Source organism: Anabaena sp. CA = ATCC 33047 (assembly GCF_963870205.1).
Taxonomy (GTDB): domain Bacteria; phylum Cyanobacteriota; class Cyanobacteriia; order Cyanobacteriales; family Nostocaceae; genus Trichormus.
The window spans coordinates 1-13,661 of sequence record NZ_CAWMSA010000003.1 but is presented as its reverse complement, the minus strand read 5'-3'; the positions used below and the strand labels follow the sequence as shown (position 1 = coordinate 13,661).

The 13,661-nt window shown below is 42.4% G+C and carries 12 protein-coding genes; 2 read left to right on the top strand and 10 right to left on the bottom strand.

Annotated features, from left to right (window positions below):
- The first annotated feature begins 20 nt into the window (after positions 1-20).
- The gene (acnB, locus tag AACS98_RS00460) at positions 21-2,588 is read left to right on the top strand and encodes a bifunctional aconitate hydratase 2/2-methylisocitrate dehydratase (RefSeq protein WP_066374953.1); all 2,568 of its coding nucleotides are present in this window, start codon (positions 21-23) and stop codon (positions 2,586-2,588) included.
- 290 nt (positions 2,589-2,878) lie between these two features.
- A complete protein-coding gene (locus AACS98_RS00455) occupies positions 2,879-3,397 on the top strand; it encodes an REP-associated tyrosine transposase (protein ID WP_066374952.1) in 519 nt (172 codons plus the stop codon).
- A 178-nt stretch (positions 3,398-3,575) separates the two neighbouring features.
- Here AACS98_RS00455 and AACS98_RS00450 read toward each other — a convergent pair whose 3' ends face one another.
- From AACS98_RS00450 to grpE, 10 genes are all read right to left on the bottom strand, one after another.
- Entirely contained in the window at positions 3,576-3,983 is a 408-nt protein-coding gene (locus tag AACS98_RS00450) for a hypothetical protein (RefSeq protein ID WP_066374951.1), read from the bottom strand.
- A 5-nt stretch (positions 3,984-3,988) separates the two neighbouring features.
- The gene (locus AACS98_RS00445) at positions 3,989-4,336 is read right to left on the bottom strand and encodes a hypothetical protein (protein ID WP_066374950.1); all 348 of its coding nucleotides are present in this window, start codon (positions 4,334-4,336) and stop codon (positions 3,989-3,991) included.
- Between the two features lie 84 nt (positions 4,337-4,420).
- Positions 4,421-4,780 (bottom strand): hypothetical protein, encoded by a 360-nt coding sequence (locus AACS98_RS00440; protein ID WP_066374948.1) that lies wholly within the window; start codon positions 4,778-4,780, stop codon positions 4,421-4,423.
- Between the two features lie 393 nt (positions 4,781-5,173).
- Entirely contained in the window at positions 5,174-6,586 is a 1,413-nt protein-coding gene (locus tag AACS98_RS00435; RefSeq protein ID WP_066374946.1) for a protein kinase domain-containing protein, read from the bottom strand.
- Between the two features lie 208 nt (positions 6,587-6,794).
- Entirely contained in the window at positions 6,795-7,322 is a 528-nt protein-coding gene (locus AACS98_RS00430) for a GIY-YIG nuclease family protein (RefSeq protein WP_066374944.1), read from the bottom strand.
- A gap of 164 nt (positions 7,323-7,486) precedes the next feature.
- A complete protein-coding gene (gene rsgA, locus AACS98_RS00425) occupies positions 7,487-8,617 on the bottom strand; it encodes a small ribosomal subunit biogenesis GTPase RsgA (protein WP_066374942.1) in 1,131 nt (376 codons plus the stop codon).
- Positions 8,614-8,871 carry a sulfurtransferase TusA family protein gene (locus AACS98_RS00420; RefSeq protein ID WP_066374940.1) on the bottom strand — a complete coding sequence of 86 codons (258 nt, stop codon included), beginning with the start codon at positions 8,869-8,871 and terminating at the stop codon, positions 8,614-8,616. The genes rsgA and AACS98_RS00420 overlap by 4 nt, the downstream gene beginning before the upstream one ends.
- Positions 8,871-9,998, bottom strand: a complete 1,128-nt coding sequence (gene dnaJ, locus AACS98_RS00415; protein WP_066374938.1) for a molecular chaperone DnaJ — start codon at positions 9,996-9,998, stop codon at positions 8,871-8,873. The genes AACS98_RS00420 and dnaJ overlap by 1 nt, the downstream gene beginning before the upstream one ends.
- A gap of 436 nt (positions 9,999-10,434) precedes the next feature.
- A complete protein-coding gene (gene dnaK / locus AACS98_RS00410) occupies positions 10,435-12,396 on the bottom strand; it encodes a molecular chaperone DnaK (protein WP_066374936.1) in 1,962 nt (653 codons plus the stop codon).
- A 306-nt stretch (positions 12,397-12,702) separates the two neighbouring features.
- Positions 12,703-13,449: a nucleotide exchange factor GrpE gene (gene grpE / locus AACS98_RS00405; RefSeq protein WP_066374933.1), complete on the bottom strand. Its 747-nt coding sequence runs from the start codon at positions 13,447-13,449 to the stop codon at positions 12,703-12,705.
- Positions 13,450-13,661 lie beyond the last annotated feature (212 nt).

Genomic DNA, 13,661 nt, shown 5'->3' with positions numbered 1-13,661 from the left:
TGAATAACTTGGAGAACACAATGCTGGAATTATATCGTCAACAAGTGGCCCAAAGAGCAGCCCTAGGTATTCCTCCCTTACCGTTAGATGCAAAGCAAACCTCAGAGTTATGCGAATTGCTGAAAAATCCACCCCAAGGGGAAGAAGATACATTATTGCATTTATTGCGCGATCGCGTACCCCCTGGTGTAGATGCAGCAGCTTATGTGAAAGCTGGGTTTCTCACAGGTATTGCTAAAGGCGAAATTACCAGCCCCTTGATTTCCGCCGTAAAAGCGGTAGAATTACTCGGCACAATGGTAGGCGGTTACAATGTGCAGTCTTTAATTGAGTTGCTAGCATTCCCCGTTGCTGAACAAGCTGCCACCGCTTTAAGCAAGACTTTGTTAGTGTATGATGCTTTCCATGATGTGTTAGAGTTAGCGAAAACTAACCCCTACGCTAAACGGGTAGTTGACTCATGGGCTGCGGCAGAGTGGTTTACAATGCGCCCCACAGTACCAGAAGCTATTACCGTCACCGTGTTTAAAGTACCTGGGGAAACCAACACCGATGACTTATCCCCAGCCACCCACGCCACTACTCGCCCAGATATTCCCTTACACGCCCTAGCAATGCTAGAGACACGCCAACCGGGAAGTTTAGAAACCATTGCCGAGTTGAAGAAAAAAGGACATCCTGTAGCTTATGTTGGGGATGTGGTGGGGACTGGTTCTTCGCGGAAATCAGCGATTAACTCGGTATTGTGGCATACAGGGCAAGATATCCCCTCTGTTCCCAACAAACGCGCCGGGGGGTATATTTTAGGTGGTGCGATCGCTCCCATCTTTTTTAACACAGCCGAAGATGCCGGTGCTTTGCCTATTCAGTGCGATGTCACCAAACTCGAAACCGGCATGGTAATAACCATCCATCCCTACAAAGGCGAAATTACCAACCAAGCCGGCGAAGTCATCTCCACCTTCACCCTCAAACCCGACACCATTCTTGATGAAGTCCGCGCCGGGGGACGTATTCCCCTACTAATTGGGCGTACCCTCACCGACAAAACCCGCCAAGCCCTTGGTTTAGAACCCAGCACCGTCTTTATCCGTCCCCAGCAACCCAGCGACACAGGTAAAGGCTACACCCTCGCCCAAAAAATGGTCGGTAAAGCTTGCGGTTTAACCGGTGTACGTCCCGGTACATCCTGCGAACCCATCATGACTACCGTTGGTTCTCAGGATACCACAGGCCCCATGACCCGCGACGAACTCAAAGAACTCGCTTGTCTCGGCTTCAGTGCTGACTTAGTAATGCAGAGTTTCTGTCACACCGCCGCCTATCCCAAACCCGTAGACATCAAAACCCACCAAGAACTCCCCGATTTCTTCGCCTCCCGTGGTGGTGTAGCATTGCGTCCCGGCGATGGTATCATTCACTCATGGCTCAACCGGATGTTATTACCCGACACCGTAGGCACAGGCGGCGACTCGCACACCCGCTTCCCCTTGGGAATATCCTTCCCGGCTGGTTCTGGTTTAGTAGCATTTGCTGGCGCGTTGGGTGTGATGCCTTTGGATATGCCAGAATCAGTTTTGGTAAGATTCAAAGGAGAATTGCAACCAGGAATTACCTTAAGGGATATTGTTAACGCCATCCCTTACGTTGCCATTCAACAAGGTTTGCTCACCGTCGAGAAAGAGAACAAGAAAAACATCTTCTCCGGTAGAATTATGGAAATTGAAGGCTTACCAGATTTAAAAGTAGAGCAAGCCTTTGAACTTACCGACGCTACCGCCGAACGTTCTTGTGCAGGTTCTACAATTAAATTGAGTGTAGAAACAATTTCCGAATATCTGCGTTCTAACGTTGCGTTGTTAAAGAACATGGTAGCCAGAGGCTATCAAGACGCGCGGACTATCATGCGTCGCGTCGCCCAAATGGAAGCATGGTTAGCCAACCCTGTGTTATTAGAAGCCGACGCAGATGCAGAATATGCGGCAATAATTGAAATTGATTTGAACGAAATCAAAGAACCAATTGTAGCTGCACCAAACGACCCCGATAATGTTAAGTTATTATCGGAAGTTGCCAATGACCCAGTACAAGAAGTATTTGTTGGTTCTTGTATGACAAATATTGGTCATTATCGTGCCACAGCGAAAGTTTTAGAAGGTGCAGGTGCAGTGAAAACTCGCCTGTGGATAGCACCCCCCACCCGCATGGATGAACACCAATTAAAAGAAGAAGGTGTGTATGGAGTGTTTGGTGCGGCTGGTGCGAGAACAGAAATGCCAGGATGCAGTTTATGTATGGGAAATCAGGCGCGAGTTGCTGATGGTACAACAGTGTTTTCTACCTCTACCCGCAACTTCAACAACCGCATGGGTAAAGGTGCAAGAGTGTATTTAGGTTCTGCGGAATTAGCCGCAGTTTGTGCGTTGTTAGGACGCATTCCCACAGTGCAGGAATATCTGGATATTGTGGCGAATAAGATTCATCCTTTTGCTGATAATTTGTATCGGTATTTGAACTTTGATCAAATTCTTGGTTTTGAGGATGAGGGTAGGGTGATTAGTAAGGAGGAACAGGCTTTGTTGGTATAGTTTAGGTTAGGGTGGGTCTGTATGGACTCACCTGAAATAAACAGCAAAATCTTGTGTGTGGAACAGGCATCCTGCCTGTTATCTATTAAATTGAATTAACACTATTCATTTCACAGGTTTGATGTTCACATTTTCACAGGCTAGAAGCCTGTGCCACTTAATTAGATGCCAACCTGTTAAAAGATTTTAAATATATTTTCACAGGCTAGAAGCCTGTGCCACTTAATTAGATGCCAACCTGTTAAAAGATTTTAAATATCAATCATGAACAACATCATATTAATAAAATTATGAAAATAGAACAATCGAAACTTTTATCAGTGGAAAATAATCCAGAAATAGACATCAAAAAAAGATGTTTACCCCACTGGGAATTAGCGGGATCTGTTTATTTTGTGACTTTTAAAACTTGGGATAAGTTAGAATTAACTAATGAAGGGAGGCAAACTGTTTTAAACTGTTGTTTGTTTTTTGATGCTAGTCAAAATAAAAATCAAATTAGATATCGTACTTTTGCTTTAGTAATTATGCCTGATCATGTTCATTGGTTAATGCAGCCTTTACCTAAATCAGACAATGAACATTGGTCTTTAAGCAGTATTATACATAGTATTAAAAGTTATAGTTCTAAGCAAATTCCCACAGTTATGAAGCATATTGGCATTGTGTGGCAAGATGAAAGATATGATCGAATTATGAGAAATCATCAAGAGTTTTTGAATACTTGGAACTATATTAGGGAAAATCCTGTCAAGGCTAGTTTAGTAGAAACTCCTGAAGATTATCCTTTTTTATGGGAGGAATTTTAGTTAAAATAATTTTACTGTGAATTGTGGAACAGGCATCTTGCCTGTTATCCACTAAAAAGAATTAAAACTAATCATTTTATAGGCTTGATTTTTTACTTTTTAAAGTTTTGTTTTTGAGAGTTTCACAGATTTTATTTTAAGACTTTCACAGGCTAGAAGCCTGTGCCACTATTTATATTTATGAAGCATCGAAAACTAACATTTTATTATCAAAATATTTCTTAATTGTAATATAATCTTCTGCTATCTCAGAAAAATCTTTTTTTTTGTCTATTTGTTTAGACCTTTGAAAATATTCTTCTTGTATAACCTCCCATATTTCTTCATTAACAAAGTAAAACCGTGATTTCGGGTGTAATATAATTTTTGAGTTTTTCCCCAGAAATTTTTCTATCTCACCATAAGCATTTAGACTGGGAAATTTAGTTTCTATATTTTCAATAAATTTACTTTCCAACGTTTCATCAACTTTTTCTTCTTTTTCTAAAATCTTCTTTAACTCCTGCAAAACTTCGTCATGCTTTATAGTTTTAGTAAATTCTTCAGAAAAATACTTGAGTCTTGCAAAATGAACACCTTGAGACATAAATTTTAACTCCTAGCTTGTTGAATGTATTGAACTAATTCAGGTAAGCTGTTTACTTTTTGCAAAGATTTTACAAGGCGATCAACTGATTCACAATCATAATATTGTATATCTATATTAGGAAATTCTGCCTTCAGTTGTTCTAAAATATTTTTGTTCTTTTCGTCTAAACGATTCACAGGAAATATATAACGAAAGCCACTAGGTTGTTTTCTTTGTAAGACCTTCTTCAAGTCATTTATCCATTTTCTGAGACTACTTTGATTGATAGGACAATTTAAATAATCAGGAGAAGATTTACACTCGTAGATAAAATTTCCATCTTGAAAATATTTTGGCTTTTCTGCAAACATGGATATTACCTGTTAAGTTGTTGCAATATAGTGTGGTTTAAATTGTCTAAAATATCAGACAACAAATTGAATGAATAACTTTATTCAAGCTGACTTTCTCAAATCACGGAAATGAGCTTTAACAGTAAATTGAGTACCTAATTTACTAATTCTACTATGCTCTGAAATAGCGACTATCTTACCAGTTAATAATCCTTGAATTAAATCATCTGCTTTTGGTGACAAGGCTACAAAATCTGTAATTGGTTCAGTATCACCTAAATTATCAACATAATCAATACCAGGCTTCATATTGAATTGTTCCATTAAATCTTTCAAAATAGATTTAAAAGATTTATCAATTTGCTGTCCTTTCTCAAAGGGGTTTAGACTGTTCCAATCTGGTAAAGATTCTAAAGCTTTGCTTAAAGCATTTTTAATATATTTAAATCCAAAGTTTGACATTCAATACTTCCTGATAGCTTTTTTGGCGTTAGATATAACTTCTTAAATATATGTAAATGTAATTTAATTGTCAATTTTTTTGAAGAATTCAGTAATTGTACGCAGAATTTTTTCCCTAATATTCCACACAGACCTAACCCCCCAACCCCCTTCTCTCGTAGGGAAGGGGGAGAAATCATACTCCCCTCTCCGCGTCGGAGAGGGGCTGGGGGAGAGGTCAGCCATAATATTTAGATAAGTGCAAATTTTGAGATTTTTCGCTTCTGCACCTCAGATACAGACCTAACCCCCCGGCCCCCTTCCCTACCAGGGAAGGGGGAGAAATCATACTTCCCTCTCCGCGTCGGAGAGGGGCTGGGGGAGAGGTCAATCTCGACAATGTTATAACAAACCTTACTTTTTAAAATATCTTAAATTGTGAGTGTCTTGATATCTGCCAATATAAACTGCATTTCGCATTTCTACATTTGAAAGCAATTTTGTAGGAAATTCCTTTGCTGAATATTTAGCATCATACCAAGGTTGCTGATTAAAATAATCCTGGATACCAGCATTGTCAAAACTGCGACCGTGACGAGCGAAAATTGTATTTCGCATAATATCTAATTCAAAACCTGTTTTACCTTGTAAATCTGCATCGGTAACAGGTCTTTCAGATAACCAAAAATAATTGTCAGTAGTTGTAACTAAATTTGGCGATTTGCTAATATCTGGTGATGCTGTCACCTCTGCTGGTGTTGTCACGTCATCAGGCGCGATATTTGAGTCTTTGAGCGAAGATTTACTGTTTTGTCCGACTGTGGTTTGAGGAGAATTCGTTAATACCTGACCTATAATTACAGAGCTACCAATTAACCCACCTGCAATCAAACCTCCTAAGAGAATAGCCTTCTGATTATTACCTGAAGTTTTTGGTGGAGTAGTAACAGGGACTTTGGTAAGTGTTGGTGGAACTCCTACTTGTGTCGGTGGTATGGAGTAGATTGTACTCTGCAAAGCCTCAAGCATGGCTCTAGCGGTGGGGTAGCGATCGCGCGGATGATAAGCGATCGCTCTTTCAATTACACTAGCCATAGCAGGACTAATCTCATTCACATAATTACGCCAAATAATCTCTCCCGTCTGCGAGTCCGTTGCTAATTGTTGCGGTTGCATCCCAGTCAGCAGATATATGGCTGTCAACCCTAAACTATATAAATCACTCGAATAAACTGGTCTACCTGCGGCTTGTTCACTTGGCATATACCCAGGTGTGCCAATTACAATTGAACTGGTAGCATTACCCTGGGAATTCATCACTGTTCCCATTGATTCCCGCACAGCACCAAAATCAATCAGTACAGGTTTGCCATCACTGTAACGCAAAATAATATTGTCTGGTTTGATATCTCTGTGAATAATGTGCTTTGAGTGAACATACTCTAAAATCGGTAACAAGTTCACCAAAAGTTCTTCGACAGCATTCACACTCATCAAACCTTGCTGTTGCACTTTTTTGGTGAGTGTGTCCCCTTCTATAAACTCTTGCACTAAATAGAATTGCTCATCAGCAGAAAAATAAGCGTACAATTGAGGAATTTGGTCAGTAGCACTACCTAGTTCTTCCAAAATCGCTGCTTCGCGTTGAAATCTGTCTTTTACTATATCGTAAATTTGCGGATTATTTTGAATGGGTCTGAGTTGTTTAACCACACATCGCCGTTTTGATGGCATATAGCTGTCTTCTGCTAGATAGGTTTCGCCAAAACCCCCAGACCCCAACGTGCGAATAACTTGATAGCGGTCATTTAATAGATTTATCGTCATGACAACCCTGTGGCTATCTACAAGGTTTATTGCATCTTCTGATACAACCTTGCTCAATATATATTATTTCACCTTAGTATAATTTATATTGTTTGTTATCCCAAAACTATTAACTTTTAATTCAGAAGTTCCAGAGGTAAGGAAACATAGATGTATATCCTTACCGTGTCTTGTCATGCAAATAGATAAGTAATTATTTATGGTGTAATTATTTCAAATCAAGTAATCCTTGTTCTTTTAACTTAGGATTAAAGCGCATTTGTGTTTTTAACCCACGATTTTCTAAAACTTGGAAAATTTCTGCTTCTACTCGTCGGGCGACATTTTTTAAAATTGCAATTTTTGCTAACTCATCATTAGCCGGATTTTCATAATTTTCCTGTTCTTCAGGTGTTATGAGATTTTTAACATTAATGGGTTGTGTCCATTGTTCTTTATTTTCCCCATTGCCCACAGGAATACTGCCATTTTCACTAATCCAAGCTTTCTCGATATTTTCTAAAACTGTCCGACTGGGACGTTCAATAGTTTCAACTTTCACCCAATAGCATTGTTGTGGCTGACGAACTAAATGCTGTCTCAGACTTAGATAAACATCACGAGAATAACCGACAAATTGCAGGATTTTTTCTTGATTAAAAATGGCATATACTCCAATTTTTCCCTGTAAGTATTCCGGTAATTGACCGTTTTCATCAATATAGGGAATATATTCTAAGCTGCTGAGGTTAGTCATATTTTAGAGAAATAATTGAACGCAGAGAGAAGTCTGAGCGGCGGCTTCCGCCGATCAGAACTTCGGTGTAAATGCAGATAAACGCGGATGATTTGATGATTTATCCGGTTGCAATCTGCTATAAAATTGTACTTTGTTGAAGAAACATTAAATTATATTCAACTTTATGATTGAAAGCGATCGCTCTCTTCTTCTTCTTGGTACAAATCTTGTAAAGCTTGCACTTGAGTGCGTCGAGAAGTACGGCGATATTTTTTACTTTCTAATTTAGGTTCGTATTGGCTTTGACCTTTACCTTTGGTTTTGCGCTTTAAAGTAGATTCGGGATCAGCTTGTTGTTGAAGCTGAGTTTGTCTGGCGATCGCTTCCTCCAAAAACACTAAATAATGTTCATATCGTTCCCAGTCACCCCGCACCGCACAATCCGGTTCATCTCGATGTAGACAATCATTAAACCGACATCTAGCATCGGTGAGGCGTTTTCGTACTTCTGGGAAATAATGAACTAATTCCTCTGGACTACAATCTAAATCAGGTTGATTAAAACCCGGAGTATCCGCCAGCAACCCACCACTGGGTAATTCAAATAATTCTACATGGCGCGTAGTATGACGACCACGCGCTAATTTACCGGAAACTTCACCCACCCGCAGGTTAACGTCGGGAATTAGCGCATTAATCAAGCTGGATTTGCCCACACCGGAAGGGCCAGCCACCACGGTAATTTTATTTTCTAGGTGTTGGGCTACTTGGTCAATATTGATTTGATTCTGGACGCTAATAAATAGCGGTTGATAACCCCAAACTAACAGGCGATGGCGAATTTCTTGCTGTTCCTCTGGGGTAACTAAATCACTTTTATTCAAACATAAAAGCACATCTAAACCAGTAGACTCAGCCTTAATTAAAAATCGACTAAGTTGGTAGGGTTCTAACGGAGGGTCAGCCACCGCAAAAACCAGCAGGATTTGGTTCGCATTGGCGATTGGCGGGCGGTCTAATTCAGTTTGACGGGGTAAAACCTCCGCGATCGCTCCCCGTCCTCCAGACCAATCTGGCTCTTCTACAAGCACGCGATCGCCAACCATCACCTGCTGCCCGATTTTCTTCAACCGCGTTCTGCGAGTACAAAGGAGGAGAGGATGAGGCGGATGTGGAAGATGAGGATGATTTAGCTCCCTCATCTCCCTCATCTCCCCTATCTCACCCTCTCCTTGGTCTAACTGTACCCTGTAGAAATTAGCTTGCACGGCTAACACCGTACCTAATAACTGTTCAGTAGCATCAAATCTCATGAGACAGTCACAGGACGGCGAATTAACAAAGAGAAATAACCAGAGCAGTCTGTAATTTCTTCAACCTGATAACCTGCCATCGTCAAGCTATCAGGAACCTGCTCAATTGGCTCGCCAGGGTCTAACCAGACTTCGAGTAATGCTCCTGGGGGCATTTTCTCCAAATAAAGTTTTGTCCGCACAAAATTAATCGGGCAAGGAGTGCCACGCAAGTCAAGTTGAGCATCAGGTGTTGATAGAGGAGAGAGCGTCATTACTTAAACAGATTTCCCAAAAATCCTTCCAGACCGCCTTTACCAGTACGGTCTCCTTTAATTTTAGCTAGCTTCTCCAACAATTCTCTCTCCTCTGGTGTCACCTTCGTCGGAATATCAATTAATACGGTTAATAGATGATCACCCCGACTCACAGGGTTGCCTAAGCGCGGAACACCTCGATTTTCCAACTTCATCACCGTATTCGGCTGAGTTCCGGGGGGAATAATTAATTCCACAGGCCCGTCTACCGTCTCTACCTCCAAACGACAGCCTAAAATCGCTTGTAAGTAGCTAACTTGAATTTCCGAGAGAATGTTAATGCCATCGCGCTGGAATTCGGCATCTTCATTCACAAACAAATAGACGTACAAATCTCCAGGTGGGCCACCACGTTGACCAGCATCACCTTCTTGGGATATGCGTAAGCGTGTACCATTATCCACACCTGCGGGAATGGTAATTTTCAGTTTCTTGGTAACTTGATTTGTCCCTTTACCATCACAAACATCACACTTGTCTTCAATTACCATGCCAGTACCATTGCAGGTAGGACAAGTTGATACCTGAGTGAAACTACCAAAAGGTGTTCTAGTCACACGGCGGACTTGACCAGAACCACTACAGGTTGAACAAGTGCGGGGACGAGTGCCTGGTTTTGCTCCCGAACCACTACAAGCTTCACAGGTTTCTAGATGGGAAATCCGAATTTCTTTTTCTCCACCAAATACTGCTTCGCGAAAGTCTAACTTTAGGTCTAGCCGTAAATCATCACCTCGCACCGGCCCGCCGCGCCGTCTTTGCGTTGGGCCGCCCATACCACCAGCAAACCCACTAAAAATGCTTTCAAAGATATCAGCAAAACCACTCATATCGCTCATATCTTGGAAGCCGACACCAGCACCACCAGAGACACCAGCTTCACCAAAACGGTTATAACGCTCTCTGGTTTCCGGCTCAGACAGGATTTCATAAGCGCGGTTAATTTCCTTAAAGCGTTCTTCCGCTCCCGGTTCTTTGTTCACATCTGGGTGATACTTCCGGGCTAACCGGCGGTATGCTTGTTTGATTTCTTCTTTGTCAGCGTCACGAGAAACGCCCAAAATTTCATAATAGTCGCGGGCCATATAGCAAAGGTAAAAGTAGGGGGAAGAAAGCAGTTCGGCTTAAGCCGTTACAAAAGGTAAAAGTTAATTTATTGTAATATTCGATTTTACCTTGTTCTCTTTTACTAAAGATCACCAGCAAGTTTCAAGCAATAGCTGCTTTACTCGTGGAAAACGAAAAAAGCTACCGAAGTTGGGAACAGAGGCAGCATAGCTGTAAACCTCTCACTTCCTGCTCGACAGTCTCTTTTATCATTGTGCTACGTAGCAGACCAAAGCCCTGCTGATCAACCAGAGGGGCTAGCCGCACTATTAGGTGTGGAAAACCACCCATGTTGGGGATTGGGGATTGGGGATTGGGGATTGGGGACTGGGGATTGGGAAATAATTTCTGCCTCCGCTTCCTCCGCTTCCTCCGCACCCTTGCACCCCTGCCCTATGCCCTATGCCCGAATTCCTAATCTATCGCTTCATAATCAGCTTGTGCTGTACTTTCTTCATCAAAATCAAAATTAAATTGTGGAATCAAGGTGCCATTCATCGGCTGTTCTAGTTCTACTGAGAGAGAACTATCTGAAACCATGTCAATTTCCTCTGCATTTTGGTCAGTGGCTCGTTCGTAAACATTCGCACCAATAGCAAACAGAGATTGTTGGAAATCATCTAAACATTGTTGGAATTCTTTGAGAGAAATGGCGGGATTTGTCATTACACTCTGGAGGATAGCCGCTTTTTCGTCGGCTAAGGCTTTCATTTGCTCGTCTATGAATTCGCCATTATCCTTCAAGGTGGATTCGTAACTTGATAGTAGATTATCTGCTTGGTTTTTCAGTTCAACTAATTCTCTACGTCTTCTATCTTCTTCCGCAAACACTTCGGCTTCTTGCCGCATCCGTTCTACTTCATTGTTACTCAAACCACCTGTATTAGTAATCCTAATACTCTGCTCTCTACCAGTGCCTTTATCTTGGGCAGCAACTTTGAGAATTCCATTAACATCAATATCAAACGATACTTCAATTTGCGGCACACCACGGGGGGCTGGAGGAATTCCTGCTAACAGAAATTTGCCCAGACTTTTGTTATCTCGTGCCATTGCCCGTTCACCTTGGAGAACGTGAATTTCTACTGAGGTTTGCCCATCCACGGCGGTAGAAAATACTTGAGATTTACTGGTAGGAATTGTGGTGTTACGTTCAATAATTTTGGTGAATACTTCTCCCAAGGTTTCAATTCCCAAGGATAGAGGCGTAACATCTAACAGCAACAGATTCTCGACTTCGCCACCCAGTACACCCGCTTGAATCGCCGCACCTAACGCCACAGCTTCATCCGGGTTCACGGAACGGTCGGGGGCTTTGCCGTTAAAAAACTTAATCAAGGCATTTTGTACCGCAGGAATGCGGGTCGAACCACCGACTAAAATAATGCGGTTGATGTCTTGTGGTTTCAGGTCTGCATCTTTGAGGGCTTGAATCATCGGCTCGATAGTAGCTGCAATTAAATGCCCTGCCAACTCTTCAAATTTAGAGCGGCTGAGTTCCATCTCTAAATGTTTTGGCCCGGTTTCATCAGCCGTAATAAAAGGCAAGTTAATCGAGGTACTTGCCATGCTGGAAAGTTCAATTTTGGCTTTTTCTGCCGCTTCTCGCAGGCGTTGCAGTGCCATTTTATCTTGTGCCAGGTTGATTTTCTCTTGCTGTTGGAAGCGTTCAATCATCCAATTGACAACACAGCTATCAAAATCATCGCCACCCAGTTGGTTATTACCGCCAGTGGCTTTGACTTCAAAAACTCCGTCTCCTAACTGCAAGATAGATACATCGAATGTTCCGCCGCCCAAGTCAAAAACCAAAATTAGCTGTTCTTGGTCTTGTTTATCTAATCCAAAGGCTAAAGCAGCCGCAGTCGGTTCATTAATAATTCGTAAAACTTCTAGCCCAGCGATTGTGCCAGCGTCTTTAGTAGCTTGTCGTTGGGCATCAGTAAAATATGCTGGTACGGTAATTACTGCTTGCGTCACCGCTTCACCCAAAAAGTTTTCCGCATCCTGCTTAAGCTTTTGCAGGATCATGGCGGATACTTCTTGGGGTGTGAAGTTGCGTCCGCGAATTTGCACATCAACGGTATCGTCTCGACCTTTCACACAGCTATAAGGTACACGCTCGCGCTCTGTGGCTGTATCATCCCAGCGACGACCGATGAATCGTTTAATACTATAAATCGTGTTTTCCGCATTCGTGACACCTTGGCGTTTTGCTAATTGACCAACTAAGCGATCGCCACTTTTACCAAATCCTACAATACTCGGTGTGGTTCGTCCGCCTTCGGAGCTAGCAATTACTATTGGTTTGCCACCTTCCAAAACTGCAACACAACTGTTTGTAGTGCCTAAGTCGATCCCAATAACTTTTCCCATAATTAAGTATTTTTACTGAGGGCTTTTGCCGTGATGTTGCACGGACTATTTTTATTTAACTACGGACTCAGGCAAAACACAGGGCGCAAGGGGACAGGGGGCAGGGGGCATCAATCAATTCAAAATTCTCTCATTTAAAATTCAAAATTCAAGAATTGTTGGGAAAAAACCTCCCCTGCCTCTCTGCTTCCTCGGCTTCCCCAGTCAAGAGTCAACAGTCAAGAGTCGCCGATAGCCAATCCCTCATAATGCTCGCCTTTACTATGACCTAGGCACTATTGGTCAGCGAGGCGAGCTTTAGACAGGTTAACTATCGGCTGGACTCGACTGACTTTCTGGTGCTGGTGGTGCATCTTCTTTCGGAGCAGCCACTTTGACCATAGAATGGCGTAGCACCCGCTCGCCCAAGTAATATCCGCGTATTAACTCTTCTAACACTGTTCCTTCAGGATGTTCATCCGTAGGTTCCCGCATTACTGCCTCATGAAGGTTGGGATCGAACTGCTGGCCTTCCGGACGCATGGGCGATACACCTAATCGCTTCAGGGAATCTACGAGTTGTTTGTAAACTCCTTGATAACTTTTGTGAATTGTCATCTCACCTTCGGTTTGTGGCTTGAGGTGCGCTCTTGCCCGTTCAAAATTATCGACTACAGGCAGCAATTCCATAATGGTATTCCGCTTTGCCTGTATGTCTAGTTCTTCTTTTTCTTTTTGTGTGCGTTTGCGGTAATTCTCAAAATCAGCCGCAATTCGCATATATTGCGTACTGCGTTCTTCTAGTTGCGCTTTGAGCAACTCAATTTGTTGAGTCAATTCTGCCAAAGCAGCTGTTTCGACTGGAGTAGTCTCTGGTGCAGCGATGTTATTTTCTTCTGTGAGTACAGTGTCTCCCGCTACATCAGTTGGGGCTGCCACTTGCTCAGTAACCTCGCTGCCAGATTCATGAGAATTGATTGGGGCTTGGGAGTCGCTCATCATTGCTTGATTTACCTCTGTTGATTCACCCAATGGCTGGCTTGTATAGTGTACCTGTTTATTTTCGTCCATTATAAGAATGTTGGCACAGGGAACAGGGAACAGGGGACAGGTAACAGCTTTGAAAGTCTCTTAGCATAAGACTTTGTTCCTCAAATTTGTACCTTATTTACCCCAAATCTGCTGTATTAGTTATTAGTCATTAGTTTTTCTCCCCTGCTCCCCTGCCTCCCCTGCCTCCCCTACTCCCCTGCTCCCCTGCCTCCCCTGCCTCCCCTGCCTCCCCT

Excerpts from the sequence above, each read along its gene's own strand:
- AACS98_RS00420 (WP_066374940.1), bottom strand. The coding sequence starts at position 8,871 with ATGACGCTCTCTCCTCTATCAACACCTGATGCTCAACTTGACTTGCGT.
- rsgA (WP_066374942.1), bottom strand. The coding sequence starts at position 8,617 with ATGAGATTTGATGCTACTGAACAGTTATTAGGTACGGTGTTAGCCGTG.
- AACS98_RS00445 (WP_066374950.1), bottom strand. The coding sequence starts at position 4,336 with ATGTTTGCAGAAAAGCCAAAATATTTTCAAGATGGAAATTTTATCTAC.
- AACS98_RS00430 (WP_066374944.1), bottom strand. The coding sequence starts at position 7,322 with ATGACTAACCTCAGCAGCTTAGAATATATTCCCTATATTGATGAAAAC.
- AACS98_RS00450 (WP_066374951.1), bottom strand. The coding sequence starts at position 3,983 with ATGTCTCAAGGTGTTCATTTTGCAAGACTCAAGTATTTTTCTGAAGAA.
- dnaJ (WP_066374938.1), bottom strand. The coding sequence starts at position 9,998 with ATGGCCCGCGACTATTATGAAATTTTGGGCGTTTCTCGTGACGCTGAC.
- AACS98_RS00440 (WP_066374948.1), bottom strand. The coding sequence starts at position 4,780 with ATGTCAAACTTTGGATTTAAATATATTAAAAATGCTTTAAGCAAAGCT.
- AACS98_RS00455 (WP_066374952.1), top strand. The coding sequence starts at position 2,879 with ATGAAAATAGAACAATCGAAACTTTTATCAGTGGAAAATAATCCAGAA.
- AACS98_RS00435 (WP_066374946.1), bottom strand. The coding sequence starts at position 6,586 with ATGACGATAAATCTATTAAATGACCGCTATCAAGTTATTCGCACGTTG.
- dnaK (WP_066374936.1), bottom strand. The coding sequence starts at position 12,396 with ATGGGAAAAGTTATTGGGATCGACTTAGGCACTACAAACAGTTGTGTT.
- acnB (WP_066374953.1), top strand. The coding sequence starts at position 21 with ATGCTGGAATTATATCGTCAACAAGTGGCCCAAAGAGCAGCCCTAGGT.